This is a genomic window from Streptomyces sp. ATCC 21386, assembly GCF_018728545.1.
Lineage (GTDB): Bacteria > Actinomycetota > Actinomycetes > Streptomycetales > Streptomycetaceae > Streptomyces.
The window spans coordinates 5,643,545-5,669,222 of the sequence record NZ_JAAVVL010000001.1; the positions used below are offsets into that span (position 1 = coordinate 5,643,545).

Here is a 25,678-nt window from a genome sequence, read left to right on the forward strand (position 1 = left end):
CAGGGGAGCGGATTCCGTCAACCACTGCCGCCGGACGGCTCGCCGTCCGCACGGGTCCAGCGCACGGGTCCAGTTGGGCAAGTGGCGCGTGGCAGTCCGGCGATGGCGCGGCGTGTCGGGGGACCTGATTGACTTGGACGCAGGGCGGCACAGGAACTGAAGTGAGTGGGCGGCGTGGCCGGACAGCGGGAAACGGAAGAGCAGCGGGCGCGGGGCGCGAGAACGGGCAAGCGTGTCACGCTTCGTGACGTCGCTCAGGCGGCGGGCGTGTCCCATCAGACCGTCTCCCGGGCGATCAACGGCAAGGGGGAGATCGATCCGGCGACTCAACAACGCGTGCTCGATGTCGCGAGGCAGTTGCGGTACCGGCCCAGCCGGTTCGGCCGAGGGCTGGTCCGCCCCGACGTCGTATCTGTCGGGCTCATCGTCCCCGACGTGGTCAACCCCTTCTTCCCGGAGTTCGTGGCAGGAGTGATCGCGGCCGCCGACGAACGCGACTGGCAGGTGCTCGTGGCCAGCACCGAGAACGACCGGTCCCGGGAGCTGTCCCTGGTCCGCTCACTGGGCCAACAGGTCGACGCCGTTGTCGGCTACATCAGTCACTCCGACGCACAACTCGAGCCCTACATCGGCAACGTGCCGCTGGTCGTGGTCGATCGTGGGCCCGACTCGTCGGCCCACGCGTTGGTCCACATCGACACCGCCGCCGGCATCCGGGCCGGGATGCGGCACCTCATCGACCTCGGGCACCGCCGGATCGGCATGATCGACTGCGAGTGCGTGACCGCCCCCTTGGTCCGGCGCCGCACCTTCCTCGAAGTCGCCGACGAACATGCGCTGCCCGTCGACGAGGGCTGGATCGTCATGGGGGAGCAGTCCCCGGCCGGAGGTGCCGACGCGTTCGAGGCGCTGTACGCCGCGCGGCCGGACCTCACCGCCGTGGTCGCCTTCAACGACCTGGTGGCGATCGGCGTGCTCCGGGCCGCCCGTCGGCTCGGCGTCCACGTGCCGGACGACTGCGCATTGGTCGGCTACGACGGGCTGAGTGTCGTCGATCTGGTCGACCCGCCCCTGACCACCCTCCATCTCGACAAGCGACGGCTGGGCGAACTGGCCATCCACCAGGTCGAGCGGCTCCTCGCGGGGGAGCAGCCGCCCCCGATCGTCCTGACGCCGAACTTGAACGTCCGCGGCACGACGTGAGCCGCCCCGGACGTCCTACCAGTAGGTGGACGGCCCCGTGACGACCCAGCCGGCGTCCGTGGGCCTGACCCAGAAGCCCAATGACACCTCGATGATCCGCGCGCGGTAGGCGATCTCGACGTAGACGTGGCTGCCGGTGTCACCCCAGTGGAAGTCCGCGAGATCCAGTTCGCCGAGCCAGGACAGATCCCGATCGGGGTCCAGATCCGGGTCCGGGTCCACCTCACGTTCGTCATCGTCGGCGGCAGGGCTTCCGCTCGGCTCGTCCCCGTCGGCACTCGCTCCGACAGAACCGGTCCACAGCGCCTTGAGCACGTGACGGACCGGATGGTGATCGATGAGCTGTTCGGCCTCAGGGATTCTCCCGGCTCGGAGCAGGCTGAAGTAGCAGCGAACGACCGCCTCGACGTCGGTCCTGCCAGGGCGTTCCATCCAGATCCTCACCGCGAAATCATACGGACCGAGGTCCCCGCGCCTCACTGCTTGGCAACGGAATAGGCCGCACAACCAGCCGCGTCTGCGGCTTGACAATCGCAAAGGGAGGTTCCTGAAACGTAATTGGCCTCACTTCGGGGGTCAGCACCACTACCAAGCGGGGGTTGCCCCTATTACCTGCCGTGCCTCCACTGCGTAGCGTGATCGTCGTTCCCGGTTCTGTTCAATTCGATGGAGGAATGGCGAAAATGAGGTACAGGCTTCGTCGTCGGGGTGGTCAACAAGGGAAGCGTCTCGTGGCCCTGGCGACGGTCACCCCGGCGAGTGTGTCGGGGATGATGGTGTCGGTAAGTGGGCCGGCCGTCGCGCACGCAGCGGTGGAGCCATCCGTTCGCAGTGCCACCGCGTCACTGCGAAGTGACCTTGAGGAATACCTGGACGCTCAGGGCACCAAGGATCATTTCTCGGCGGTCTCCCTTCGGGTGACCTATGCCGATCAGCGACCTGATATCTCGGTCGATGCGGGAACGTCCCGCTACGGCGGTGGTCGACCGGTGAACAGCAAGGCGCTGTGGCAGATAGGCAGCAACACCAAGGCGTTCACGTCCGTGCTGCTGCTTCAACTGGAGGCCGAAGGAAAGCTGTCCATACGGGACAAGCTGGGAAAGTGGCTTCCCCAGTATCCGGCCTGGCGCGATGTCACCATCCGGCAACTGCTGTCGATGACCAGCGGCATCCCCAGCTACACCGAGCAGAATGCGTTCCTGGAGGATTTCGACGCCGATCCCTCCACGGGCTTCACGCTGGAGCGCCTGATGTCCTATGTGGAGGGCCTGCCACTGGGTCCCGCGAAGTACGAGTACTCGAATACGAACTACCTCCTCGCGCAGATGATTGTCGAAGAAGCATCGCAGGATACTTACCATGAGCGGCTCGCCGAGCACATCATCGAACCTTTCGGAATGAACGACACCTGCCTCCCCCCGGACTGTCCTCCGGACACGGCCTCGCGCATGCCGACGCCGTACTCCACCCATTCCGTCCTGCCGAAGCATCTCAACAAGTCACTTCCTCGGCTCCGCCTGTCCTGGGCGCAGGGGGCGGGTGGCCTGGTGAGTTCACTGAGAGACATGACGGCTTGGGACAGGGCGCTGTACAGCGGTCGCCTGCTGCCCTCAGCGCAGCAGCGCGAGCTGGAGTCCCTGGTCTCGGCGAAGACGAGTAAGCCCATCAAGAGCGTCACGGCCGACGATCCCATGGGTTTCGGGCTCGGTGTCGTGAAGTTCGTCCATCCTGTGGCCGGGACGGTCTGGGCCTATGAGGGGGCCACATTTGGAAACCGGGTGCTGCACATGTACTTCCCGAAGACTGGCATGATCATCGCCATTGCTGTCAACAGCGCCGTTGGCGAAGGGGACACGCTGCCCGACCTCGCCGGTACCGTCTACAAGACTCTTTCGGGGCAGAAGGCACAGGCACTCCCACGGCACCAGTAGCCTCGGAGCCAGCCGCGTGACTTCCAGGTAGCGGCTCTGCGAGGTCCGAGCTCCCTTCTTCCTGAGTCTGGCCTTCACGAGCCATCTCCCATGTGATGCCCCTGAAGCAGGAGCCCGTACGTGGCCAAGGGATCATGCGGGACCGAAAATTTTGCCGGGGTTGAGAATCCCGGCCGGGTCGAGAGCGTGCTTCACCGCGCGATGCATCTGCAGGACGGCTGGGCCGAGTTCCAGGGCGAGACCTGGCCGTTTGAGCAGTCCCACACCGTGCTCACCCGTCACCGTGCCGCCCAGTTCAAGTGCGTCTGCGATGATGTCGTCGAACGCCGCACGGGCCCGGACCTGAGCCGCCGCGTCACCGTGTTCCGTCACAAGCAGCGGATGCAAGTTGCCGTCGCCGACGTGCGCGATGTTGGCGATGGTGATCCGGTGCCTCTCAGCGGTCCGGTCGATGCGGGCCAGCATCTCAGCCACCGCCCCGATGGGCACACAGACGTCCTCCGTGAGGACCGGCCCCAGCCGCTCGAGCGCGGGGAAGGCCAGCCGGCGGGCCGCGAAGAGCATCTCGGCCTCTTCCTCCGTCTCCGACCGGTCCGCCCAGGTCGAGCCGGCGGCGCGGAAGCAGTCGGCCATCTTGCGGGCGCCTTCCTCGGCGGCGCGGCCGTCATCGTCGAAACGGGCCAGGAGCACCACGTCTGCCTCGGCGGAGAGTCCCATGTTCTTCCAGGCGTCGACCGTGCGCAGGCAGTGCCGGTCGACGAGTTCCAGCGCGGCCGGCCGCAACCCTGCGGCAGTCGTCGCCCGCACCGCGTCACCGGCTTGCCCGACGTTGTCGAAGTAGCCGACGGCGGTCACGCCGACAGGAGGCAGGCGTCGCAGCCGGACCGTGATCTCGGTGATGACACCCAGAGTGCCCTCGGCACCCACCATGAGGCTCACAAGGTCATAGCCGGCAACCCCCTTTGACGCACCACGGTCTGGACCTCGTCGGTGCTCTTGGCGCGCACGACCGCCACCGCTCGGCCCACAGGCGCCCACACCGCCTGGTCGTGCGAGAGGCCGGCGACGATGTCCGGATCGGTCACCACCCGGCCGGCGGGCAGCCGTCGCCTGAGCGCTTCGGCGATACCCACGGCACGGGGCGTCGTGCTGACGGTGTCACGCTCGGCCACCCGCACACCTCCAGAGAAGTCGACTCACATGGGACGGAAGGAGAGCCACGGCGTCCGGGCTCACTGGGCGCGGCAGGTCCTGAGGTAGCTGAGGAACGATGCCTGCAGCCCGGTCACATGCGTCTCGTGCATGAGTGCGCTGGTGACGGATCCGCCGCGTGAAATGAGGCGGTGAAGGAACGTGGCCGTGTTCTTCGCGAGATTCTGGTAGACCGCCAGGTCTCCGAGCATCTCCTGCTCGTTGAAGGTCACGTGCAGCTTGGTGTCGGGCAGGGTGTCACCCATGGCTTCAAGCCGAGCGAAGACCTGACTGTCCGCATTCACGATGCCCGGGCTGCCCGCGCCGATGCTCTCGAAGAAGGTGCTCTTGGTGAGCCAGGCGTAGAGGCTGAAGAGTCCGCCGTAGGAGTAGCCGAAGAGGCCGTGACCGCTCGGGGCTGTGCCGTAGTCGCGTTCGATTCGCGGGTGCAGGTCGTCGGTAAGGAAGTTCAGGAACATGTCCCCGCGGCTGTCGCTCAACTCAGCGAGGTAGGCGTCGGCTTGCTCGCGAGTCGTCACACCCCTTTCGACCCCCATTTCCACCGCATCGATGTACTCCTTCGCGATGGGTTCCCCGGGCGGCACGAGGTCGCGGTTGCGCAACCGCTCCCAGAGCTCGGCTTCCTCGCCCGCGTAGCCCACGCTGACCTGGACGTAGGGCTGCATCGCCTGCATGGGGTCCAGCTGCGTGACGATGAGTGGGGCGGTCAGACCCACGGCCCAGTTGCCGTCGAGCACGTACACGACAGGCGCCGGCTCCGTGGCAGGGTCGTAGTGCGGTGGCGTGGTGACCCAGACGCCGTAGTCGTGCCCACCGCTGGAGCGCATCTCGAAGTAGTCGGTGTGGGGGAGGCAGCCCTGCCACATGGTGCTCATCTGCGGTCCTTTACGATCTTGCCGGCCTGGATGACGAGGACGGCGTTGGTGGGGTCGGAGAACAGTTCCGGGTCTTCGAGCGGATTGCCGTCCCAGAGAACGAGGTCTGCATGCGCGCCGGGAGTGATGACACCCACCTGGCCGGACAGGCCGAGGATCTCCGCGTTGGTCCGGGTCGCTGCCACGAGCGCTTCCATCGGCGTCCCGAGGGCTGCGCGAAGGCTGAGTTCTCTGCCGCGCCGATGCTGGGCCGGACCGATGAGATCGGAACCCAGCCCGATCCGTACTCCCGCGTGCTTGGCGACAGCGAGCGCACGCGCCATCTGCTCGCGTACGCCCTTGGCCCGGTCGCGGGCCGACGCGGCGAGACCGGCCTCGGCGGTGTCGTGCAGCAGTTGCTCGACGACGGCGAACGTGGGCACGAGGGCAACCTCGCGACCGGCCATCAGAGCCGCCGTGGATTCGTCGAGGCTGGTGCCGTGCTCGACGCAGCGCGCCCCGGCCTCGACCGCATTGCGTATGCCCTGGTTGTTGTGGGCGTGGACGGTCACATAGGTGTTCCGCGCCGCAGCTTCCTGAACTGCGACAGCGATCTCTTCGACGGTGAACTGGGTGTCGGTCAGTCGATCATGTTCGCCCACCACTCCGCCTGTCACGCAGAGCTTCAGGAAGGAGGCTCCGCGACGGAAGGCTTCGCGGACGTTGTGCCGCAGCTCGTCCGCGTTGCCGGCCATCATCGACAGGGCGCACAGGCCCGGGATGTGGTGGCTGCTCCACAGCTCGGTGGGTTCCCATTCGGCGCCGTAGTAGCCGTGCCCACCGATCTGGCACTGAACAGGTCCGCACGACAGGACGCGCGGCCCTTTCACCTTGCCCTTCGCGATCGCGGTGACGACACCGCCGTCGATCCCGCCGGTGTCGCGAACGGTGGTGAAGCCGGCGTCGAGCGTCGCGCCGGCCGTGGCGAAGATGTCCGCCGCGATCTCGGCGGCGCTGATCCGGAACGAGAAGTGCGGCTGGATCGGGCTCGACAGGCCCAGGTGGACGTGAGCGTCGATCAGGCCGGGCGTCATCGTCAGTCCCTCGGCATCGAGACGCTCGCCGTGCGTGCTGGAGCCGCCGAGTCGGGTGATGCGGCCGTTCTCGATCGTGAGATCGAGGCTGCTGGGGTCACGTCCTGATCCGTCGATGACCGTCGCGCCGACCACATGAGCAGGTCCCATCGTCGATCCTCCGCCGTTGCATCCGTCTTTTCCAATGGATAAACTGCGGGAGTGATCCTGTCAACCTCGCAACGCAACGGCAGCGCGCGTGAGCGACTCCTGGTGCGGCTTCTCGACGCCTTCGGTGAGGCCCTTCCCCCGCCGGAGATGTCGCTCCGTGAGATCGCCGCCCGCATCGAGACCAGCCACGCCCTGTTGCGCTACCACTTCGGGTCGCTCCCGGGCGTCCTGGCCGCCATGCTCACGGCCCAGCGCTCCCGTGACAACGAGGCGCTTCTGGAGGCCGCCCAGCAGGGCACCTTCGACGATTTCGTCGTGGCGATCTGGCGTGCTTACACCCGGCCGGAGCAGCTGTCGCGTGTCCGCGGCTTCTTCTACGTCGTCGGACTGGCCGCGTACGCCCCCGAGGACTTCCGTGAGTTCGTGGAGTCGATCGACGACCTGACCGTGATGCTGTCCTCACTCGCGGAACGCGAAGGGCTCGACGCGGGGGAAGCGCGGGAGGCGGCCACCGTCACCATTGCCGCGATTCGGGGCCTCCTCCTGCAGGAGCTCCTCACTCCCGGGACCCGCTCGGAGGACGCGGTCACCTTGATCTTGCGCATGCGCGAGGGCCGACCCGCTCCACGATCACGTCCGGAATGTTGAGCGGCCGGCGGCCCTCACGGCTGAGTACCGGTGCACATGCGCGACAAAACGGTGCGGTATGGCAACGGAAAGTGACGACAACAGTCGCCGGACGTGGCCTCTTACCCGCGTACGGTGCGGACAGCGGCGGAGCGGCGACCCGCCGCTCCGCCGCAGAAACCGTCTGGTCCGGCGACAAGAAGGTGAGTTGAAACGTGGCTGAGAGCACAGATGTAGTCGTCGTCGGGGCCGGGGTCATCGGATCCTCCATCGCTCTCGAACTGGCGCGGAGCGGCCTGCGGGTGGTCGTCGTCGACAAGTTCGGCGGCGCAGGCAACGGCTCCACCAGCGCATCGAGCGCCGTGGTCCGCTTCACCTATCCCACGATCGCGGGCGTCAAGGCCGCGTGGGAGTCCCTTCACTGCTGGGAAGCATGGCGCGACCACCTCCAAGCACCCGCCGGTGAACCCCTCGCAGCGTTCAACCGCTGCGGCGTCACCATGCTGGACGTGGACTTCGCACCCCGCAGCCTGTTCACGCGCCACTTCGACAAGGTCGGTGTCCCGTACGAGGAATGGGATGCACAGGAGCTGTCCGAGCGCTTGCCCGCCGTGGACACCGGCCGGTACTTCCCGCCCCGCCCTGTGGATGACGACGAGTTCTTCGCCGACGCATCCGCTCGGCTCGGCGCTCTCCACACACCCGACGGAGGCTTCGTCGACGACCCGCAGCTCGCCGCGCGCAACCTTGCTGCGGCCGCCCAGCGGCACGGAGCCACCTTCCGCTGGAAGACCGAGGTCACCGCGGTGATGCGGCGCGGGGGACACGTGCGCGGGGTGCGCCTCGAGGAGGGAACCGAACTCTCCGCCGGGGTGGTCGTCAACTCGGCCGGCCCATGGTCGGGACAGCTGAACCGGCTCGCCGGAGTGGGCGGCGACTTCACGGTCGGCCTGCGGCCGCTTCGCCAGGAGGTGCACCATGTAGCGGCCCCCGCCGGCTACCACGACGTCGGCGGCGACCGTCAGGCACCGGTGCTCGCCGATATGGACCTCGGCACATATATACGGCCCGAGGGCAGGGAGTTCCTGCTCGTCGGCGGCACGGAACCCGAGTGCGACCCGCTGGAATGGCTCGATGATCCGGACGACGGGAGCCCCCTCCCGACCGTGTCGCAGTTCAGAACGCAGGTGACGCGGGCGGCTCGTCGGCTGCCCGGTCTGCGCGTTCCCAACAAGCCCAAAGGGGTGGCAGGCGTGTACGACGTGACCGACGACTGGACCCCTGTTTACGACCGCACCGATCTTGCCAGCTTCTACGTGGCCATTGGCACCAGCGGCAACCAGTTCAAGAACGCCCCTCTGGTGGGCCGCCTCATGACCACCCTGATCCACGGTGTCGAAGGCGGGCACGACCACGATCGCAGCGCGCTCACGCACACCTGCGAACACACCGGCCAGACCATCGACCTCGGTGCCTTCTCACGCCGACGTCGGCCAGCCGCATCCACGGGCACAGTCCTCGGCTGACGCCGGGCCGCGACCAGCCGGGCCGACTGATCTTGTCCGACCCTCCATCGCGGCAGCGTCGATCATGTCCCGTATGCGGGTAGCGGGTACCCGACGGCGTGGCGGGACAGCTGGACGATGCCGGGCTGGTCTACGCGTCCGGCGCGGTCCGCGGCGTGGCGGGATGCCACTCCTCAGCGAGGATGCTGAAGACCAAAGAGTCTCGCCAGCCGTCGCGGATCAAGTGTGTGTGACGCAGGCGTCCCTCGTGCGTCATACCGAGCTTGGCCAGCACCCGGGCCGAGGCGAGGTTCCGCGGGTCGCACGTGGCGTAGATCCGATGGAGCCCCAACTCGCCGAAGCCGCGGGCAAGGAGCTGCCGCCCGATCTCCGTCCCGATGCCCCGGCCCCAGACGCGCGGATGCACACTGTAGGAGATCTCCGCCTGACGCTGGACGGCACTCCGGACATGCAGTTCCCCCAGCCCCACCGCGTCTCGGCCGAGGCGGGCCACATAGGGAAAGCGGCGCTGGGGGGCGTCCGACCAGGCCTTGACCGCAGCCTCGACGAAGTCCCGGGTCTCGTCCTCCGTGTTCGGTCCCCACGCCTGATAGCGACAGGCCTCCGCCAGAGATGCCCATGAGTGTATGGCCGGCCCGTCCTGCGAAGTGATCCGGTCCAGGGTCACCGAGTGCTGATCCATGAAGCGATCATGTCCATCCCGCACCCGCCAGGGGCAAGCCCTCACCGGGTTCCGGCTCGTGCGGTGGCGCAAGCCTCTCGGCCAGGGGAGTTTCCGGTCCACCTTCCCTCATGTGCATGCCATTCGGGGAGTATGCGCGGTGGTCACCAGGACCCCGCTCCGGGAGGGCGCCGACGTCGAGGCGAGTACGTTCCACGAGTCCCCGTTCCAGGTCCTCACGCGGGACGGGTCCCGCGGCGCAGGCGTCACCGTCCGTGCCTTCTGGTGGGGCTTCCACGTCGAGCTCACCCCCCCCGGCGGGACGAACAGCGCGACGCGGTACGTGTCGTGACGCGTGAGTTCCGCTGGACGTCGATGCCGAGGCCGGTGGTGATGAGCACGAGGCGCCTGAGATGACCTCGGGCTCTCCGGGACGCGGCGCGACAGCCGGGGGTGGGGACGACGCGGACGGAGAGGGAGGACGCAGGCGCCCTGGCCGACGATGCCGACCAGGGCGCCTGCGGAGCGGACCGCACACTCGCCGGCACCATCCGTGACCCGGCGCCGACGAACCCGCCCGCAGTCGCGAACGGGGTCGTCGGCGCCCGCAGGGCGACCTGTCGGCGGGGGCCAGATCGGCATGGGCCCGCGCGGCGATGAGTTCGCCGGTTCCCACCGGTCTACCTTCTGACCGGGACGACCACCTCATCGGGAGCAAGCCATGGGCCTCATCCACATCGAACTGTTCGCGACTCTCGATCTCGTCGGGCAGGCGCCCGGCGGCCCCGACGAGGACCCGGCCGGGTTCCCGTTCGGCGCCTGGCAGGCGCCCCTGCTGGACGAGGTCGCCGGGGCGCAGATCGGCGCCGCGTACGAGGGCACGGACGCCCTTCTGCTCGGTCGGCGGACGTACGACATCTTCGCCGCCTACTGGCCGCACCAGAAGGGCGGCGAGGACGGCGAGATCGCCGACCTCTTCAACCGTGTCCCGAAGTACGTGGCCTCCCGTGGCAGGCCCGACCTGTCGTGGGCCGGCTCCACGCAGCTCGGCCCGGATCTGGCCGCCGCGGTACGCGAGATCCGTGACCGGCACGAGCACGTGAAGGTCGTCGGGAGCCTGGACCTGGTGCAGAGTCTGCTGCGGGAGAAGCTCTTCGACCGTCTCGACCTCTGGGTGCACCCGATCGTGCTCGGAGTGGGCAAGAAGGTGTTCGACGGCGGTGAGGTGCCCACGAACCTCACCCTCCTCGAACCGCCGGCGGCGGGTCCCAAGGGCGCCGTGTACCTGCGCTACGGACTCGCCGACGGCACGCCTGCCACGGGGGACATGAGCGCACCTGATCGCGGCCTCGGCCGCGCCGACTGAGGCCGGGCACCTGACCCGCGGACCGCCGACCGGCAGCACCTCGGAGGCGGACTCCCAAGGAGCCGGCCCGCTCATCGCCTACCTGTCGCTCGCGTCGAGGGGGCTGGACTTCGGGTACAGCACGGAGAGCGCCGCGATGTCGTCGTCGAGTCTTCCGTCGCTGAAGCGGAGCAGGTCCTCGTGGAGTCGGTCGAGGAGCTGGTGGGGTGAGACCGGGTTCTGCTGTCGCATCCAGTGATGCAGGGGGAAGAACTCGCCGTCGTGATCCCGGGTCTCCGTCACGCCGTCGGTGTAGAGCAGGAGGTGGTCGCCCGGGGTGAAGGGCACGATGTCGGCGTGATAGTTGTCCTTGACGAGTGCCGCGAGGTTGAGGGGCGGCGAGGGCTCGCTGGGCTCCAGGACGTACGTCTCGCCTCGGTGCACGAGCAGTGGCGGTGGGTGCCCGCAGTTGAGGAGTTTGACGTGGCCGCCGTCGCGTGGGATCTCCGCGAGCAGAGCGGTGGCGAAGCGCTCCGGGAGGTCCTGGGAGGGGTGGGCGGCGCTGTGGCGGCCGATGCTGGTCTCCAGGCGCCGGATGACGCCCGTCAGGTCGGGTTCGTCGTATGCGGCCTCTCGGAAGCAGCTGATCAGAGCGGAGGCGGCCCCCACCGCGGACAGGCCTTTGCCGCGCACGTCTCCCAGGAGGAGACGGACGCCGTGAGGTGTTTCCGCAGCCTCGTAGAAGTCGCCGCCGATCCGGGCCTGCGCCTGTGCCGCGACGTACAGCGATTCGATCTCGATGCCTCCGAGACGGCTCGGCAACGGTCGCAGCAGCACCTGCTGGGCGGCGTCGGCGACGAGCCGGATCTGGAGGAGGGCCTCCTCCCGCCGGATGCGGACGTGGCTCGCGTAGGCGGCGGCCAGGGTGACGGCCGCGATCGCGGCCGCCGTGTAAGGAGTCCCCAGATCGGTGTAGAAGAAATTCAGGCTGAGCATGATCAGCCCGCAGAACGCGCCCAGGAGGATCGTGGGGAGGACGGTCCACATCGAGGCGGCCAGAGCGGGTGCTGCGGGCAGGAGGCGGCTGACGGCGATGTCCCTCGGCGTCGCGAACGCCAGCGCGGCGATGAGGAGGGTGAGGATCACCGGTGACAGCCGGACAGCGTCCCATCGGTCACCGCGTGGGCGACGGTGTCGCTGTCGCCTCAAAGTAGGCACGAATGAATCGTAACTACAACAAAGCGGTCATCGGGTCAGGTGAAACGCATATTCACGTCGGCTCCGTGTACCAGGCGTCGTGGGGGTGCCCGGCAGGGGCGTGTCCGCTGAGAACACCCGCAAGGACCCGCATGGACGGTCACGTACCGTAATGACCCGCGATGCCGACAGCTTGCAAGGCCCGCAAGGCGCGAGGTGGGTCCCGCGGTGCGCCAGTCGCGCAGGTGTCGGGCGATCCGGGCTATGCCGAGTGTTCCGGCGGTCGCGTCGCGTACGAGGGCGACGGCCGCCTTCGGTGAGTAGTCGAGTGCGCGGGAGTTCAGCGTCAGGTAAGCCTCGGTCGCGTGCCAGGGACCCGTAGATGTCCCGCTCCAGTGCCCGCGCGTTGCCCCGGGCGACCGCGGCGCAGAGCGGTCCGTAGTCGTCGACCTGGGGGCGCCGGCGAGAAGCTCGGCGGTGTGCAGCAAGAAACCGACGTCGAGCGCCACCGGTTGCGGCTGGGTCACACTGCGTGACGTGAAGCTCCCGGGACCGGCGCTCCACGGCGGTCGCACGGTCGTAGGCCGCAGAGGGATGAACTCCTGCATGCTGACCCCCGCCTGCTTCGCGGCTGCGGCGATGGCGGCCCGCTGCTCAGGGCCGGGGAAGCGGAGGTTCATCGCTTTGGGGTGGGGCATATCGACGGTGCCGGCGAGACCACCTGGCTGTCCAAGGTCACCGGCACCGGAGCGACCACCGGCCGTGCATGGCCGTCGGTCACGAGAGGTGGACCGCCGCCCATCATGAGGGGTGGACCGCGATGTCAGCGCCGCACCGTAGGGTTTCGGCATGTCAACACAGCCAGTCATATCGCTGGAAACCCCGATTTACAGCCGCCTTGTCGCCGAGAGGGGCGACATCCCCGCCCGAGCGCGCGACGAAGCCGACCGTGTGCACCGCATGTTGGAACCGCACTTCCCCGGGAGGGCCGTACCCGAGCGCCCGCAGAATCAGGGACAACAGGGCTCCTACTTCGGCGCCGCGCCGTTGTCCCAGAGAGGCCTGCCCTCTCCCGACAGCAGGGGCGGCGCCCCCAACTGGCAGGCGCCCAGCCCCTGATCGGCTCCGCGGTAGCTGTCACACCGTCAAGCCGCTGCACGAGGTGGCTTGTTCGGCCGTCGAGCGCCAACCGGGCAGGCCCGGCGCCGTGCCCTCGGCGCTTTCGCCGACGGTAGAGTCCGGTCAGCGAGCCAGGACGGTGGGAGGGGCCTTGCGCGAACACGCGCCCGTGCCGTTCGCACTGCGCCTGCGGGAGAGTGTGGCGAAGCGGCGCCAAGGCGTGCGACGTGTTCGAGGGGGAGCGGTGGCAGCGGAAAGTGGGGGATGGGTCGGCATGGGCTGGGACTGGTCGGATGCCGACGACATTCGCCGACGTCTCGACGAAGGAGCCGACCCGGAGAGATGGAGCGGGGGTCTGCCCCTGCACCGGGCGGCGGTCTTCGGCTCCCCGGAGGCCGTGTCGGAACTGGCCCGCCGGGTCGCGGACGTCGACGCGCTGGAGGACGGGGTGACGGCTCTGTGGGAAGCGGTGCTGTCCAGGAAAGCGGACAACGCACGTGCGCTCGCCGCCGCCGGGGCCGATCCCTGGCGGCCGTCCCTCGGCGGCTGGTCGCCGGGGCGACTGAGCCTGGCCGGACCGACGCCCGAGTTGTTCCCCGTACCGGAAGGGACAGCTCTGACCGACACCGAGCGGGCGGCGGCGCAGGAGGCCGATCGGCTCACCAAGGCGCTGGGCGAGTTCTACTACGACGGCACGGGGCTGGCCTGCGTGGCCGGTATCGACGCGGACGAGGCGGTGCGCCGTCTTCAGGCGACGCCGGTGAACGGCGAACTCCTCGCTGTGATGGACGACTTCCTGGAGGATCCCTACGCCTACGACATGGACGAGAGCCTGCACATCGTCGGCGTGACGTCCGTGCCGGGCGGTTGCGTCGTCACCCAGCCCTGGGGCTACGCGCCGCAGATGCCCGGCGTGCTGGCCCGGTTGTCCGTCGGCACGGTCTGCTACGGCCTCTACGCCAATCCCAAGAGCGGCAACCAGGGCAGCGTCGCCCGGGACGGAACGATCGAGGGCTCTGACCTGCACCCCGGCGGAGGACCGGACGAGGGCGATTCCTCCGCGGAGGTGCTGGCCTCGTACCTCTACCAGCACAGCGCCGTCGCTTACGCCTGCGCCTTCGTGGGACTGCGCCTGACCGACCGGCGCGCCGTCGTCGGGCCACCCGATGTGTGGGTCGAACTGCCACGCCGCGACTACTGGAGCAGGTGACACGGCGTGCGACACCGTGAACCGAGAGGGCTCGGCGGGCACCGGAGCGGGTGATGTGCGGCCGGCCGCCGGTTGCGGGGGTCAGGCGCCGCGTGGAGTGACCAGGCCGGATTCGTAGGCGAGAACCACCAGTTGGGCGCGGTCGCGGGCGTGGAGTTTGGTCATGGCCCGGTTGATGTGGGTCTTGGCGGTCGCCGGACTGATGACCAGGCGGTCGGCGATCTCGTCGTTGGACAGGCCGTGTGCGGCCAGCGCGACCGCCTCGCGTTCACGGCTGGTCAGCGCCTCCAGCCCGCTGCCGCCGGCGCGGGCGGGCAGGGGCAGAGCGACGTAGCGGTCGATGAGTTTGCGGGTGATGGCGGGCGCCAGAAGGGCGTCGCCCCGGGCGGCGACCCGTACGGCGTGCAGGAAATCCTCGGGCAGGATGTCCTTGACCAGGAACCCGGCGGCTCCGGCGCGCAGCGCGTCGAAGACGTACTCGTCCATGCCGTAGTTGGTCAGCATCACCACGTGTACGTCGGCCAGGGCCGGGTCCGCGGCGATGCGTCGGGTCGCCTCGATGCCGTCCATGACGGGCATCTGGATGTCGATGAGCGCGACGTCGGGCCGCAGTCGCTCCATGAGCGCGAGACCCTCCCGACCGTCGGCGGCCTCGGCCACCACCTCGATGTCGTCCTCGAGGTCGAGCAGCGCGCGGAATCCGCTGCGGAGGAGCGGCTGGTCGTCGACCAGCAGGACCCGGATCACGACGCTCCGTCCGTGGGGAGTTCGGCCTGGACGGTGAAGCCGCCCGCGCTGCGCGGCTCGGCCCGCAGACGGCCGCCCAGCGCCGTGACGCGTTCACGCATCCCGAGCATGCCGAGTCCTGGCGTCGGGACGGGGTGCGACGTGGCCCTTCCGTTGTCGTCGACGCGGACGGTGAGGGCGTCCGGCCGGTAGTCGATGAGGACCGAGGCGGCGGTGGCGGCGGCGTGCCGGGTGACGTTGGTGAGCGATTCCTGAACGATCCGGTAGGCGGTGCGGCTCACCAGGGCCGGGACGGCGTGCGGACGTCCCCCGATCGTCAATGTCGTCTCCAGGCCGGTGCCCTGGAACTGTTTCACCAGGTGGGGAACATGGTCGAGTCCGGGCGGCGGGGTGGTGTCGTCGTCGCGCAGCGCCTCCAGGGTCGCGCGCAGCTCCCGGGTCGCCTCCCGGCCGGCCTCCTGGATCGCGAGGAGGGCCTGGGGCACCTGCTCACCGCGGCGCCGGGCCACGTGGACGGCGACCTCGGACTGCACCTTGATGACCGAGATCTGGTGCGTGAGCGAGTCGTGCAGCTCCCGCGCGATGCGCAGCCGCTCCTCGTCCGCCCGGCGGCGCGCGGTCTCCTCGCGGGTGCGCTCGGCTTCGTCCGCCCGCCGTTCGGCCTGCCGTACCGCCTCCCCGGCGGCGAAGGCGGCGATCAGCCACGCGAGTTCAAGGGTGTTCCGGGCCTGCGTCACGACCTCGCGCAACGGCCCGTGGTGCAGGAGCAGGGCCGTGAGGTGGAGCGCGGCCAGCAGGCCGACGGAGACAGCCAGCGTGACGGCACGATGCCCGGCGCGCACCGCGCCGTAGACCGCGACCAGGTAGGAGACGGCGAGCGCCTCGATCCCGGCCGCCAGGTAGCCCACCGCACACAGCCCCGTGAAGCCCAGAACCACGAGCGGCGCCCGGCGGCGCGCGGCCAGCGCCAGCCCGCCGGCCGCCAGCAGTACGGATCCGAGCACCTCGCGCCCTCCGGACGGGTGCGGCCCGGACAGCCCGGTGCCCAGCAGCAGTGCGGCCACGCCCAGGGCGGTCGCCCGGTCGCTGACTCCGACGGGGACAGCGAACCGTCCTTTGTCCATGCGTGCACCGTAGTCGGACGCGGCGGTGGGCGGGTCCTGCTGGGGGAGGAGCGGTGGCCTACCGCGGGTGCGGTAGCCGACCCCCGCCTGCTGCCGCCGCGGTATCCGGATGCCGCGGCGGCGGCACGGGGAAGTGCCTGCGTCTGCCGGACGACCGGCAGGAGGGCCGGCGCGCATGCTCTCCAGGGTCACCGACGTCGCGAGCGGCGACGCGGAAACAGGAGGAGAGCGGTATGAGTGCTGCAGCGGTACTGACGGCGGCCGCCGAGGGCGGGATCATCGGCGACGGGCGGACCGGGGCCAACCTGGCTCTCGGGGTGGGAGCGATCGGTCTGGCCGTCGCCTGGTCGGCCCTGGCCCGCGCCGACCGCCGAAGCCGTGTCGGCCGCCGAAGCGGTGTCGGCAACGCGCGCACCGCCGGGGCGGCGGGCATCGCGGCGGGAACGCTCGGCACGGTGCTCGCGCTGCTGCACGTGGCCACCGCCGACGGCGGCCCCGGCACCGGCAACGGACTCGTCGGCGCCGTCGTGGCCCTCCCGCTGGGGCTGGGCGCGGTACTCCTCGGCCGCCGGGCCCTGACCCGCGGTCGGCGCGCAGCCCGGCCCGCCGATCGGACGCCCGCCTGACCATCGCCCGGTCACGACGTGCACGCGGCCGCTGCCCGAGGCGTCTCCGTTCGCCGACGCCCGGGACGCCGCTGCCTCACCAGCCCGTCAGCAGCAGGTGGTTGAGGAGCAGGCCCAGCGTCGCCTGCGCGGCCAGCCACGCCCGGGGGCGGTCGAGGGCGGCGCACGCGGCCGGCAGCCACAGCGCGAACGGCAGCCAGATCCGTTCCGTCTCCGCCTTGCTCATCCCGGACAGGTCGGCGGCGAGCAGCATGAGCAGGGCCGCGCACAGCAGCACTCCGAGGCGGCGCTCGACGACCGGCGAGGCGTGCCAGCGCGCGAGGAGGGCGCCCGTGCGGCGCAGGCCCGCCACCGTGGCCGGGCCGACGACGAGGACCGTGCAGGCCAGATTCGCCCACACCCAGTAGCCGTACGGGCGGAAGCCGCCCGCACCTTGGTAGTAGCGCTCGACCAACAGGCGGTACGCCTCCCACCAGTTGAAGCCCGCCATGGTGAACGCGACCGGGACGACGGCGAGTCCGGCGAGTGCGTACGGGAGGATCGGCAGCCGCCGGGAGCCGAGCAGCAGGACGGCGGCGGCCATCACGGCCAACAGGGTGAGGCCGTACGACAGATAGAGGGTGAGGCCGAAGAGGAGCCCGGCGGCGAAGGCGGTCGTCCGTGGCCGGTGCCCCGTCACCGCCAGGGCGAGGAAGGCCACGGCCCAGGCGGCGACCGCCGCGAAGTACCCGTCGGCCGAGGTGCCCGCCCAGACCGCCGCAGGGACCAGAACGAGGAAGGGGGCGGCGCGGCGCGCCAGTGCCTCGCTCGCCAGCGCCCGTACGGTGACGAGGACCGCCACCGCGCCGGTCGCCCCGGCGGTGATGACGAGGGCCCCGGCCCAGCCTCCGCCGCCCAGGCCGATCCGGTCGAGGAGGACGAAGGTGAGGGTGGCCCCCGGAGGGTGCCCGGCGACATGAGGGGGCCAGTGGTCGGCGCTGCCGAGCAGGATGTGGTCGGTGAAGCTCCGCAGGGCGGCGTGGATGTCGTCGAAGCGGTCGATGACCTGGAGGTACTCGTACCTGGTCGTCAGCCGGCGGGCGATGCCGCGGTGCCAGCCGTCGACGAGGGCGAGGGAGAACGTCCATGCCATGGCGGCGGCCCACACGGTCCACAGCAGGGGCCGCCAGGCAAGACGGGCGGCCAGCGTCGGGCCGTACGCCACGACGGCGACGGCGACGGTGATCGCGGCGGGGGTACCGGGACCGGTGTGAGGCAGCCAGTTGGCGTACAGGGGTGGCCATCCGACGTGCAGGACGTCCTCGGCGCGTTTGATGGCTATGCCGACCACAGCGGCCGTCACAACGAGCAGGGCGGCGGCGACGACGGCGTACAGGTCGCGGCGGAGATCGCGGTTCACGTCTCGAGACGTTAGGCCGGAGGGGACCCGGTATCCGCCCGACAGGCGCGGACGTCAGTGTTTCGTCATGAGTCGCACGCCCACCGACCGGGGGGTCCGGGCCTAGCGTCTGAGCATGGAACGGTTGCCTTCCTCCCCCGCCTTCTGGCGCAGCCCGCTGCGCGGCCCCTGGTTCACCTCCGTCCTCGGCGTGGTCCTGCTCGCCGGGATCACCGTGCTGTTCGTGACCGGGCTGCTGTCGTACGCCGCCTACAACCCCGGTCTGTCGCCGGTGAACGACAAGACCCCGGACAAGGGCCTCCTCGGCTTCTATCTGTTCCCCTGGCCGACGGACCCGCACTGGCTGTACCGGCTCACGCAAGGCGTCCACGTCACCCTCGGGATCGCCCTGGTCCCGATCCTGCTGGCCAAGCTGTGGTCGGTGCTGCCGAGGCTGTTCCAGCTGCCTCCGGTGCGGTCCTGGGCCCATGCCCTGGAACGGATCTCGCTGCTGATGCTGGTCGGCGGCGTGCTGTTCGAGTTCGTGACCGGAGTGCTGAACGTCCAGCTCGACTACGTCTTCCCCGGCTCCTTCTATCCGCTGCACTTCTACGGAGCGTGGGTGTTCTTCGCGGCGTTCACGGTGCACGTGGTGCTGAGGGCGCCGGCCGCCGTTCGCAATCTGCGCCGGATGCGGGCGGGCGAAGAGGAAGCCACCCCGCCTCCGGTCTCCTCGCAGGAGCCGTCGCTGGTCTCCCCGAACCCGGCCGAGCCCACCGTGTCGCGGCGCGGTGCCCTCCGGCTGGTCGGCGGCGGCTCGCTGCTGCTCCTCGCCACGACCGTGGGACAGAACATCGACGGGCCGCTGCGGCGTACGGCCGTCCTCGCCCCGCACGGCGGCTCCGAGCCGGGCAGCGGGCCGAACGGATTCCAGATCAACAAGACGGCCGCATCGAGGGGGATCAGCGCGGCCGAGACGAGCGAGGAGGCGTGGCGACTGGTCGTCACGGGGCCTTCGGGGACCGTCCGACTGAGCCGCGCCGAGCTGCTGGAGCTGCCCCAGCACAGTGCGGCGCTGCCGATCGCCTGCGTCGAGGGCTGGTCCACCTCCGACCAGTGGTGGCGGGGCGTACGGCTGGGTGATCTCGCCATGCTCGTCGGCTACGAGGCCGGGACGGCCCCCGATGTCCTGGTGGAGTCCCTCCAGCGGCGCGGTGCCTTCCGCCGGGCCGCTCTGCGCGCCAACCAGGTCCGCGACCCGCGCTCCCTGCTCGCCCTGGGCGTCAACGGTGAGTCGTTGTCCCCCGACCATGGCTATCCTGCGCGCGTCATCGTGCCGGCCGCGCCCGGTGTGCTCAACACCAAGTGGGTGGCCCGGATGACGTTCGGAGACCTGTGATGGGGAAGTACCGTCTGCCGCTGGGCAGCCCTCTTCAACTGCTGCTCCTGGCTTGCTCGTTCACGCTCGCCGGATACGCGGGGGTGCGACTGCTCGCGGACGACTGGTTCGGCGTCGCGCTGTGGTTCGTCGGGCTCGCGGTCGTCCACGACCTGGTCCTGGCACCGCTGTACGCGGCGGCGGACCGTGCGCTCGTCCGCGCGACGGCCACGCCCGGTCACCGGGCGGGGACGCCGACCGTGCCGCCCAGGCGGCAGGGGAGGGCCGCGTACGTGCGTGTGCCCGCGGCCCTCTCCGGACTGCTCCTGCTGGTGTGGTTCCCGCTGATCAGCGGACGCGTGACGGAGCGTTACGCGTCCGCGACCGGCAAGCCGGCGGACGGCTTCCTCGGCCGCTGGTTGCTGATCACGGCCCTGCTCTTCGGCGGTTCGGCGCTGCTGCTGGCACTGCGGGTGCGCAGGGCGACGAAGGAGCGTCCACCCGCCGACCACTGAGCACAGGGGCGCCAGCCGTGCGGACGGGCGTACCGCAGCAGCGCGGGTGTGCCGAGACGGGCCCAGGGAAACGCGGACTCGCCTTCCCCGCCCGTCTCGACCCCGTTCACGAGGCGGACCTCGGCACGTTCGTCCACGTCCATCGGCACCGTTTCGGCGATCAACAGACCTCCGGGACGCAGTAGTTCGGCCGTCCGGTGCAGGAGGGCGGACGGGTCGCCGCCGATGCCGATGTTGCCGTCGAGGAGCAGGGTGGTGTCCCAGCGCCCCTCGCCGGGCAGCGGATCGAACACCGAGCGGGTGAGGGCCTGGCCGCCGAGCCGCCGGGTGTGGGCGACGGCCGCCCGGCTGATGTCGATGCCGAGCACGGGCCGCCCCCGGGCGGCGAGTTCGGCGACCAGCCGCCCCGGGCCGCACCCCACGTCGAGGACGGTTCCCTCGCACCGTTCCAGGGCCTCGAGGTCCACCGCGTCGGCGCGGGCGCACCACCGCTCCACCTCCAGGGGCAGCAGCCAGCCGTCGCCCCGACGCAGGAAGAGCGGTCCCCGACCGGAGCGCAGGGCGTCGGCATAGGGATCCGAGGACCAGTCCGGCCGTCGTATGGTGTCCTGCCCCGGCCCCCTCATCGGCCGCTGACCGCTCGCAGCCGGGACAGCTCCGCCGCGAACCGGCTGCGCGGCGCGAGCGCGGCGACTGCTTCGGCGTCGGCGGCCGTGTCGACGTCCCTCAGGACCGGAAGGTCGTGGACCCGTAGACCGGCGGAGACCAGTCGGGCGCGCTGGACCGCCCCGGTGTGCGGCGACGACATGGGCACCCCGCGCAGCAGAGCGGGGTTCGGCTCGGCGAGCCCGAGCGCCCAGAAGCCGCCGTCCTCGGCCGGACCGAAGTACGCGTCGTGTCCGGCGAGTTCCACCGTCAGCAGGTCCGGAGTCACCTGCGGGGTGTCCATGCCGATGAGCAGGGCGGGGCCCGCGCAACCGGCGAACGCGGCGGCGAGCCTCTCGTCGAGCCCTCCGTCCTGCTGCGGTACGACGTCGAAGCCGGGCGGCAGCCAGGGACCCGGCTCTCCGGCCAGGACCAGGACACGGCGGTCCGCGGGAGCCGCGGCCACCGCACGCAGGGTGTCCATCAGGGCGGCCTCGGCCAGCGCCGCCGCCTCCTTGGGGGTGAAGGGCGGAGTGAGACGGGTCTTCACCCGGCCAGGCCTCGGCTCCTTGGCGATGACGAGGAGCGTGGTCATCGGCGGACCCCTCCCGCCTCGAGCGACGCCGGCGCTTCGTTCAGGACGCGGCTCATGTCGCGTACCGCCTGCCAGGTGCCACGCCAGGTACCGGTCACCTTCGAGGCCCCCGAGCGCGGCAGGTAGGGCACGTCGTGTTCCGTGACGCGCCAGCCCGCGTCGGCGGCACGCACCACCATCTGCAGCGGATAGCCGCTGCGCCGGTCGGTCAGCCCGAGGGCGAGGAGCGGTTCGCGGCGGGCGGCACGCAGCGGCCCCAGGTCGCGCAGACGCAGTCCCGTGCGGCGGCGCAGCATCCGGGCCAGCGCCAGATTGCCGGCCCGGGCGTGCGCGGGCCAGGCCCCCCGGCCCTGCGGCCGTCGTCGGCCGAGCACCAGGTCGGCCCGCCCGTCCGCCACTTCGTCGACGAAGGGGACGAGGAGCGAGGGGTCGAGGGAGGCGTCGCAGTCGCAGAAGCACACGATGTCGGCCGTGGCGGCGGTCAGCCCGGCGTGGCAGGCGGCACCGAAGCCGCGGCGCGCTTCGTGGATCACGCTCGCGCCCAGCCGTCGCGCGATGTCAGCCGACCCGTCGGTCGAGCCGTTGTCCACGACCAGAGCGCGCCACCCGGCCGGGATCCTGGCCAGCACCCAGGGCAGGGCCTCCGCCTCGTTCAGGCAGGGCAGCACGACATCGACGCCCGAAGGCGGGGGAGAGGAGGTAGTCACGGCTCTCAGCCTACGAGGACAAAGTTCCCTTATCGGACGCAGTGGCCTTACGAAACGGAGACGTCGACGGCCCTTCGTCCCGTCCGCACCCTCCGCACGCCCGGCGAGGTGCGAGGCTGGCCGCATGGAACAGAAACCGAGCGGGCCGGCGGCCGCGCGCGTCCTGGTCGTGGACGACGACCCCACGGTCGCCGAGGTCGTCACCGGGTACCTCGACCGCGCCGGATACACGGTGGACCGCGCCGAGGACGGGCCCGCCGCGCTCTCCGCCGCCGCGGCCCACTGGCCCGACCTGGTCGTGCTCGACCTGATGCTGCCCGGCATGGACGGCCTGGAGGTGTGCCGTCTGCTGCGCAACCGGGGCCCGGTACCGGTCGTCATGCTCACCGCGCGGGGCGACGAGGACGACCGCATCCTGGGCCTGGAGGTCGGTGCCGACGACTACGTGACCAAACCGTTCAGCCCGCGCGAACTGGTCCTGCGCGTCGAGTCCGTACTGCGCCGCGCACGGCCCGCCCCGGACACCCGCCTCCTGAGCACGGCCGGCCTCTCCCTGGACCCGGCGGGCCGCCGCGCCACCCGCGACGGCGCCGAACTCGCCCTGACACTGCGGGAGTTCGACCTCCTCGCCTACTTCCTCCGCAACCCGGGCCGCGCCCACAGCCGGGAGGACCTGATGCGCGAGGTATGGGGCTGGGACTTCGGCGACCTGTCCACGGTCACGGTCCACGTCCGCCGACTGCGCGGCAAGATCGAGGACGATCCGGCGCGACCCCGGCTGATCCAGACGGTCTGGGGCGTCGGCTACCGCTTCGACCCCACGCGCACGCCCGTCGTCGGCGACGGACCGCACGCCCCCCTCGACAGCCGGAAGGACTGACGATGTCCGCCAACGTGCTCATCGCCCTGTACGCGTTCCTGGGGGCCTGCGCGGCCGGACTGCTGGGCGCGCTCGTGCTCTGGCCGCTGCGCCGCCGCTCGCTCACCGCGTCGCTCACCGTGGTGGCCGCCGTCGCGGTGGCCTCCATGCTCGCCGGCACCCTCGCCGTCGCCTGGGCCATGTTCCTCTCCCCCCACGACCTGAGCGTCGTCACCACCGTCGTCGCCATGGCCGCCGTCGTCTCACTGGCCACCGCGCTGCTCCTCGGCCGTTGGGTCGTCGCCCGCAGCCGGGCCCTCCAGATCGCCGCGCGGTCCTTCGGCGACGGCGGCGACTTCACGGCCCCCGACGGCCCGGCCACGGCCGAACTCGCCGCACTGAGCACCGAGTTGGCCGCCACGAGTGCCAAGCTCGCCGCGTCCAGGGAACGCGAACGCGCCCTGGAGTCCTCCCGACGTGAACTCGTCGCCTGGATCTCCCACGACCTGCGCACCCCCCTGGCGGGTCTGCGCGCGATGGCCGAGGCCCTGGAGGACGGTGTCGCAGCCGACCCCCACCGCTACCTCAAGCAGATCCGCACGGAGGTCGAGAGCCTCGACGCCATGGTCGGCGACCTCTTCGAACTCTCCCGCATCCACGCGGGCAGCCTGACGCTCTCCCTCTCCCGCATGTCCCTGTACGACCTCGTCGGCGACGCCCTGGCGGGCGCCGACCCGCTCGCCCGCGAACACGGCGTCCGGCTCGTCGGCGCGCGCGTGGAACCGGTGCCGGTCGAGGTCGACGGCAGGGAGATGAGCCGCGTCCTCGCCAACCTGCTGGTCAACGCCATCCGCCGGACCCCGGCCGACGGCACGGTCGCGGTGGCCGCCGAACGGTCCCCCGACGGCGTGGTGCTCTCCGTCTCCGACGGCTGCGGCGGCATCGCCGACGAGGACCTGCCGCGCGTCTTCGACACCGGCTGGCGCGGCACCCACTCCCGCACACCCCCGGCCGGAGCGGGCCTGGGCCTGGCCATCGTCCGGGGGATCGTGGAGGCCCACCGAGGGCAGGCCTCCGTACGCAACATCCCCGGCGGCTGCCGCTTCGAGGTGGTGCTGCCCGCGGCCGCTTCCTGAACACGGGCAGCACCACCGGTCCCACAGGGGTTACGAACCCCGCATCCCGGCCCGCGCGAACTCCCGCATCCCCTCCGCGAACCCGACCTCCGGCTTCCAGCCCAGCTCGGCCCGCAGCCGTCGCGAGTCGGCGGTGATGTGCCGCACGTCCCCCAGCCGGTACTCGCCGGTGACCACCGGATCAGGCCCGCCGTACGCGGCGGCCAGCGCCCGCGCCATCTCCCCGACGGTGTGCGGCTCGCCGCTCCCGGTGTTGTACGCGACCAGCGAGCCCTCGGCCGTATCCGCCTCCAGCGCCGCCACGTTGGCCGCCGCCACATCCCGGACATGGACGAAGTCCCGCCGCTGACGGCCGTCCTCGAACACCCGGGGAGACTCTCCGCGCGCGAGCGCGGAACGGAAGAACGAGGCGACCCCCGCATACGGAGTGTCGCGCGGCATCCGGGGCCCGTAGACGTTGTGGTACCGCAGCGACACGGCAGCCCCGCCCGTGGCCCGGGCCCAGGCCGCCGCCAGGTGCTCCTGGGCGAGCTTCGTCGTCGCGTACACGTTGCGCGGGTCGGTCGGCGCGTTCTCCCCGACCAGTCCCGGCGACAGCTCTGCCCCGCACTCCGGGCACAGAGGCTCGAAGCGTCCGGCCGCGAGATCGGCCCGGATCCGCGGACCCGGCCGCACCACCCCGTGCCGCTCGCACTCGTACCGTCCCTCCCCGTACACCACCATCGACCCCGCCAGCACGAGCCGCCGCACACCCGCGTCCGCCATGGCGGCGAGCAGGACGGCCGTCCCCAGGTCGTTGCGTGAGACGTACTCCGGGGCATCGGCGAAGCCCGTGCCGAGACCGACCATCGCCGCCTGATGACACACCGCGTCCACACCGGCCAGCGCGCGGGCCACGGCCTCCCCGTCCCGGACGTCCGCGCCCGCCTCCACCGCCGTGTCGAACACGACGGGTTCATGCCCGTGTTCCGCCAGCGCGTCGACGACATGGGACCCGATGAATCCGGCACCGCCGGTGACCAGTACTCGCATGCCGCCCACGCTAGAAGCGATCACCCGCCGCGCCCCAGGGCCACGCCCGGCACGTCACGCTTCCGTAAGGCGACGGCAGGCCGACACGGTGCCGACAAGGCAGATGTAAGGATTTCGTCATCGCCGGAGGCGGGGCAGGAGGGCCGCACACGGCGTTGGATGGGGAACGTGACGACACGAACGACACGAACGACACATCGGACAGGAAGCGGGATCGGCATGAGGCGGCGCACGCCGAGAAGGCGACTGATCACCGGGCTGGCGGCGGTGACGGTCATGGGCGTGGGCGCGGCCGCCGGGCTGTACTGGTTCCAGCCGTGGAAGCTCTGGCAGGACCGGACGGTGACGGAGTCGCTGCCCGGCGCGGTCGTGGAAGCCTCCTCGACCCCCGGCACGAAGCCGGACGCGAACACGGGAGCGTCGTCCTCCCCCTCCGCGCCGAGCGGACCCGTGACGGTGGCGAGCGGCGGGCTGATCAGCCACGAGCACCCGACCACGGGCACGGTGAAGCTCGTACGGCTCGCCGACGGCACCCACGTGGTCCGGCTGGAGCAGCTGAACACCAGCAACGGCCCCGACCTGCGCGTGTGGCTGACCGACGCCCCGGTCAAGGAGGGCCGGGCCGGCTGGCACGTCTTCGACGACGGCGCGTACGTCAGCCTCGGCAAGCTCAAGGGCAACAAGGGAAGCCAGAACTACCCCCTGCCCGACGATGTCGACCCCTCCCGGTACACCAGCGTCACCGTCTGGTGCGACCGTTTCGACGTCTCCTTCGGCGCCGCCGCCCTCACAGCCACGTGACCCGGT

The 25,678-nt window shown here is 70.7% G+C and carries 27 protein-coding genes and 2 pseudogenes; 13 read left to right on the plus strand and 16 right to left on the minus strand.

The window, feature by feature from the left end:
- The first annotated feature begins 165 nt into the window (after positions 1-165).
- Positions 166-1,203, plus strand: a complete 1,038-nt coding sequence (locus GWK25_RS24140) for a LacI family DNA-binding transcriptional regulator (protein ID WP_374200636.1) — start codon at positions 166-168, stop codon at positions 1,201-1,203.
- 15 nt (positions 1,204-1,218) lie between these two features.
- Here the strand turns inward: GWK25_RS24140 and GWK25_RS24145 are convergent, their stop codons facing one another.
- The gene (locus tag GWK25_RS24145) at positions 1,219-1,647 is read right to left on the minus strand and encodes a hypothetical protein (RefSeq protein WP_308010737.1); all 429 of its coding nucleotides are present in this window, start codon (positions 1,645-1,647) and stop codon (positions 1,219-1,221) included.
- Between the two features lie 287 nt (positions 1,648-1,934).
- Between GWK25_RS24145 and GWK25_RS24150 the strand changes: the two genes are divergently transcribed.
- A complete protein-coding gene (locus tag GWK25_RS24150) occupies positions 1,935-3,134 on the plus strand; it encodes a serine hydrolase domain-containing protein (RefSeq protein WP_308404302.1) in 1,200 nt (399 codons plus the stop codon).
- Positions 3,135-3,266: 132 nt separating this feature from the next.
- Here the strand turns inward: GWK25_RS24150 and GWK25_RS24155 are convergent, their stop codons facing one another.
- From GWK25_RS24155 to GWK25_RS24165, 4 genes are read right to left on the minus strand one after another with little or no spacing between them, the layout of a single operon-like run.
- Positions 3,267-4,064, minus strand: a complete 798-nt coding sequence (locus GWK25_RS24155) for an FAD-binding oxidoreductase (RefSeq protein ID WP_251830139.1) — start codon at positions 4,062-4,064, stop codon at positions 3,267-3,269.
- Between the two features lie 5 nt (positions 4,065-4,069).
- Positions 4,070-4,306 (minus strand): hypothetical protein, encoded by a 237-nt coding sequence (locus GWK25_RS43655; RefSeq protein WP_251829010.1) that lies wholly within the window; start codon positions 4,304-4,306, stop codon positions 4,070-4,072.
- A 60-nt stretch (positions 4,307-4,366) separates the two neighbouring features.
- Complete coding sequence (locus tag GWK25_RS24160) at positions 4,367-5,221, minus strand: alpha/beta hydrolase (RefSeq protein WP_215452892.1); 855 nt, start codon at positions 5,219-5,221, stop codon at positions 4,367-4,369.
- Entirely contained in the window at positions 5,218-6,444 is a 1,227-nt protein-coding gene (locus GWK25_RS24165; RefSeq protein ID WP_215452893.1) for an amidohydrolase family protein, read from the minus strand. The genes GWK25_RS24160 and GWK25_RS24165 overlap by 4 nt, the downstream gene beginning before the upstream one ends.
- Before the next feature lie 51 nt (positions 6,445-6,495).
- Here GWK25_RS24165 and GWK25_RS24170 point away from each other — a divergent pair, with 51 nt between their 5' ends.
- Entirely contained in the window at positions 6,496-7,092 is a 597-nt protein-coding gene (locus GWK25_RS24170) for a TetR/AcrR family transcriptional regulator (RefSeq protein ID WP_215452894.1), read from the plus strand.
- 194 nt (positions 7,093-7,286) lie between these two features.
- A complete protein-coding gene (locus GWK25_RS24175) occupies positions 7,287-8,597 on the plus strand; it encodes an FAD-binding oxidoreductase (protein ID WP_215452895.1) in 1,311 nt (436 codons plus the stop codon).
- 130 nt (positions 8,598-8,727) lie between these two features.
- Here GWK25_RS24175 and GWK25_RS24180 read toward each other — a convergent pair whose 3' ends face one another.
- Complete coding sequence (locus GWK25_RS24180; protein ID WP_215452896.1) at positions 8,728-9,279, minus strand: GNAT family N-acetyltransferase; 552 nt, start codon at positions 9,277-9,279, stop codon at positions 8,728-8,730.
- A 139-nt stretch (positions 9,280-9,418) separates the two neighbouring features.
- On the opposite strand from GWK25_RS24180, the gene GWK25_RS24185 reads away from it, so the two are divergent.
- Both GWK25_RS24185 and GWK25_RS24190 read left to right on the plus strand, forming a co-directional pair.
- Complete coding sequence (locus GWK25_RS24185) at positions 9,419-9,610, plus strand: hypothetical protein (RefSeq protein ID WP_215452897.1); 192 nt, start codon at positions 9,419-9,421, stop codon at positions 9,608-9,610.
- Positions 9,611-9,979: 369 nt separating this feature from the next.
- Positions 9,980-10,624, plus strand: coding sequence for a dihydrofolate reductase family protein (locus GWK25_RS24190; protein WP_215452899.1), 645 nt, complete (start codon positions 9,980-9,982; stop codon positions 10,622-10,624).
- A 78-nt stretch (positions 10,625-10,702) separates the two neighbouring features.
- On the opposite strand, the gene GWK25_RS24195 is transcribed toward GWK25_RS24190, so the two are convergent.
- From GWK25_RS24195 to GWK25_RS43665, 3 genes and pseudogenes are all read right to left on the minus strand, one after another.
- Positions 10,703-11,749 carry a PP2C family protein-serine/threonine phosphatase gene (locus GWK25_RS24195; RefSeq protein WP_215452901.1) on the minus strand — a complete coding sequence of 349 codons (1,047 nt, stop codon included), beginning with the start codon at positions 11,747-11,749 and terminating at the stop codon, positions 10,703-10,705.
- 275 nt (positions 11,750-12,024) lie between these two features.
- A pseudogene (locus tag GWK25_RS43660) lies at positions 12,025-12,327 on the minus strand (fic family toxin-antitoxin system, toxin component); the annotation flags it as partial.
- Positions 12,328-12,352: 25 nt separating this feature from the next.
- Positions 12,353-12,480 (minus strand): annotated as a pseudogene (locus tag GWK25_RS43665) (DUF1778 domain-containing protein); the annotation flags it as partial.
- Between the two features lie 169 nt (positions 12,481-12,649).
- Here GWK25_RS43665 and GWK25_RS44805 point away from each other — a divergent pair.
- The gene (locus tag GWK25_RS44805; RefSeq protein ID WP_374200637.1) at positions 12,650-12,919 is read left to right on the plus strand and encodes a hypothetical protein; all 270 of its coding nucleotides are present in this window, start codon (positions 12,650-12,652) and stop codon (positions 12,917-12,919) included.
- 244 nt (positions 12,920-13,163) lie between these two features.
- Positions 13,164-14,129 (plus strand): ankyrin repeat domain-containing protein, encoded by a 966-nt coding sequence (locus GWK25_RS24200; RefSeq protein WP_308404303.1) that lies wholly within the window; start codon positions 13,164-13,166, stop codon positions 14,127-14,129.
- A gap of 81 nt (positions 14,130-14,210) precedes the next feature.
- Here the strand turns inward: GWK25_RS24200 and GWK25_RS24205 are convergent, their stop codons facing one another.
- Positions 14,211-14,876 carry a response regulator transcription factor gene (locus GWK25_RS24205; RefSeq protein ID WP_215452904.1) on the minus strand — a complete coding sequence of 222 codons (666 nt, stop codon included), beginning with the start codon at positions 14,874-14,876 and terminating at the stop codon, positions 14,211-14,213.
- Positions 14,873-16,000: a sensor histidine kinase gene (locus GWK25_RS24210; RefSeq protein WP_215452906.1), complete on the minus strand. Its 1,128-nt coding sequence runs from the start codon at positions 15,998-16,000 to the stop codon at positions 14,873-14,875. Before GWK25_RS24210 ends, GWK25_RS24205 begins: the two co-directional genes overlap by 4 nt.
- 233 nt (positions 16,001-16,233) lie before the next feature.
- On the opposite strand from GWK25_RS24210, the gene GWK25_RS24215 reads away from it, so the two are divergent.
- A complete protein-coding gene (locus GWK25_RS24215; RefSeq protein ID WP_215452908.1) occupies positions 16,234-16,626 on the plus strand; it encodes a DUF6223 family protein in 393 nt (130 codons plus the stop codon).
- 76 nt (positions 16,627-16,702) lie between these two features.
- On the opposite strand, the gene GWK25_RS24220 is transcribed toward GWK25_RS24215, so the two are convergent.
- Positions 16,703-18,025, minus strand: a complete 1,323-nt coding sequence (locus GWK25_RS24220) for a hypothetical protein (protein WP_215452910.1) — start codon at positions 18,023-18,025, stop codon at positions 16,703-16,705.
- 115 nt (positions 18,026-18,140) lie between these two features.
- On the opposite strand from GWK25_RS24220, the gene GWK25_RS24225 reads away from it, so the two are divergent.
- Positions 18,141-19,403 carry a molybdopterin-dependent oxidoreductase gene (locus GWK25_RS24225; protein WP_215452913.1) on the plus strand — a complete coding sequence of 421 codons (1,263 nt, stop codon included), beginning with the start codon at positions 18,141-18,143 and terminating at the stop codon, positions 19,401-19,403.
- Positions 19,404-19,752: 349 nt separating this feature from the next.
- Here the strand turns inward: GWK25_RS24225 and GWK25_RS24230 are convergent, their stop codons facing one another.
- The 3 genes from GWK25_RS24230 to GWK25_RS24240 are packed head-to-tail and all read right to left on the minus strand — an operon-like array spanning position 19,753 to position 21,853.
- Positions 19,753-20,523: a bifunctional 2-polyprenyl-6-hydroxyphenol methylase/3-demethylubiquinol 3-O-methyltransferase UbiG gene (locus GWK25_RS24230; protein WP_215452915.1), complete on the minus strand. Its 771-nt coding sequence runs from the start codon at positions 20,521-20,523 to the stop codon at positions 19,753-19,755.
- Positions 20,520-21,137 carry a DUF2064 domain-containing protein gene (locus GWK25_RS24235; protein ID WP_215452917.1) on the minus strand — a complete coding sequence of 206 codons (618 nt, stop codon included), beginning with the start codon at positions 21,135-21,137 and terminating at the stop codon, positions 20,520-20,522. The genes GWK25_RS24230 and GWK25_RS24235 overlap by 4 nt, the downstream gene beginning before the upstream one ends.
- On the minus strand, positions 21,134-21,853 hold the full coding sequence (locus GWK25_RS24240) for a glycosyltransferase family 2 protein (protein WP_215457546.1): 720 nt from the start codon (positions 21,851-21,853) through the stop codon (positions 21,134-21,136). Before GWK25_RS24240 ends, GWK25_RS24235 begins: the two co-directional genes overlap by 4 nt.
- Before the next feature lie 115 nt (positions 21,854-21,968).
- On the opposite strand from GWK25_RS24240, the gene GWK25_RS24245 reads away from it, so the two are divergent.
- Positions 21,969-22,724 carry a response regulator transcription factor gene (locus GWK25_RS24245; RefSeq protein WP_215452919.1) on the plus strand — a complete coding sequence of 252 codons (756 nt, stop codon included), beginning with the start codon at positions 21,969-21,971 and terminating at the stop codon, positions 22,722-22,724.
- 2 nt (positions 22,725-22,726) lie between these two features.
- Positions 22,727-23,839: a sensor histidine kinase KdpD gene (locus GWK25_RS24250; protein ID WP_215452921.1), complete on the plus strand. Its 1,113-nt coding sequence runs from the start codon at positions 22,727-22,729 to the stop codon at positions 23,837-23,839.
- Between the two features lie 30 nt (positions 23,840-23,869).
- Here GWK25_RS24250 and GWK25_RS24255 read toward each other — a convergent pair whose 3' ends face one another.
- Entirely contained in the window at positions 23,870-24,871 is a 1,002-nt protein-coding gene (locus GWK25_RS24255) for an NAD(P)-dependent oxidoreductase (protein WP_215452922.1), read from the minus strand.
- Between the two features lie 219 nt (positions 24,872-25,090).
- On the opposite strand from GWK25_RS24255, the gene GWK25_RS24260 reads away from it, so the two are divergent.
- Positions 25,091-25,672 (plus strand): DM13 domain-containing protein, encoded by a 582-nt coding sequence (locus tag GWK25_RS24260; protein ID WP_215452923.1) that lies wholly within the window; start codon positions 25,091-25,093, stop codon positions 25,670-25,672.
- The last annotated feature ends 6 nt before the right edge of the window (positions 25,673-25,678 follow it).

What these genes read in the sequence shown, in the direction of transcription:
- GWK25_RS24255 (WP_215452922.1), bottom strand. Translation starts at nt 24,871, where the DNA reads ATGCGAGTACTGGTCACCGGCGGTGCCGGATTCATCGGGTCCCATGTC.
- GWK25_RS24190 (WP_215452899.1), top strand. Translation starts at nt 9,980, where the DNA reads ATGGGCCTCATCCACATCGAACTGTTCGCGACTCTCGATCTCGTCGGG.
- GWK25_RS24235 (WP_215452917.1), bottom strand. Translation starts at nt 21,137, where the DNA reads ATGACCACGCTCCTCGTCATCGCCAAGGAGCCGAGGCCTGGCCGGGTG.
- GWK25_RS24160 (WP_215452892.1), bottom strand. Translation starts at nt 5,221, where the DNA reads ATGAGCACCATGTGGCAGGGCTGCCTCCCCCACACCGACTACTTCGAG.
- GWK25_RS24230 (WP_215452915.1), bottom strand. Translation starts at nt 20,523, where the DNA reads ATGAGGGGGCCGGGGCAGGACACCATACGACGGCCGGACTGGTCCTCG.
- GWK25_RS24215 (WP_215452908.1), top strand. Translation starts at nt 16,234, where the DNA reads ATGAGTGCTGCAGCGGTACTGACGGCGGCCGCCGAGGGCGGGATCATC.
- GWK25_RS24250 (WP_215452921.1), top strand. Translation starts at nt 22,727, where the DNA reads ATGTCCGCCAACGTGCTCATCGCCCTGTACGCGTTCCTGGGGGCCTGC.
- GWK25_RS24180 (WP_215452896.1), bottom strand. Translation starts at nt 9,279, where the DNA reads ATGGATCAGCACTCGGTGACCCTGGACCGGATCACTTCGCAGGACGGG.
- GWK25_RS24210 (WP_215452906.1), bottom strand. Translation starts at nt 16,000, where the DNA reads ATGGACAAAGGACGGTTCGCTGTCCCCGTCGGAGTCAGCGACCGGGCG.
- GWK25_RS24260 (WP_215452923.1), top strand. Translation starts at nt 25,091, where the DNA reads ATGAGGCGGCGCACGCCGAGAAGGCGACTGATCACCGGGCTGGCGGCG.
- GWK25_RS24165 (WP_215452893.1), bottom strand. Translation starts at nt 6,444, where the DNA reads ATGGGACCTGCTCATGTGGTCGGCGCGACGGTCATCGACGGATCAGGA.
- GWK25_RS24245 (WP_215452919.1), top strand. Translation starts at nt 21,969, where the DNA reads ATGGAACAGAAACCGAGCGGGCCGGCGGCCGCGCGCGTCCTGGTCGTG.
- GWK25_RS24155 (WP_251830139.1), bottom strand. Translation starts at nt 4,064, where the DNA reads ATGGTGGGTGCCGAGGGCACTCTGGGTGTCATCACCGAGATCACGGTC.
- GWK25_RS24225 (WP_215452913.1), top strand. Translation starts at nt 18,141, where the DNA reads ATGGAACGGTTGCCTTCCTCCCCCGCCTTCTGGCGCAGCCCGCTGCGC.
- GWK25_RS44805 (WP_374200637.1), top strand. Translation starts at nt 12,650, where the DNA reads ATGTCAACACAGCCAGTCATATCGCTGGAAACCCCGATTTACAGCCGC.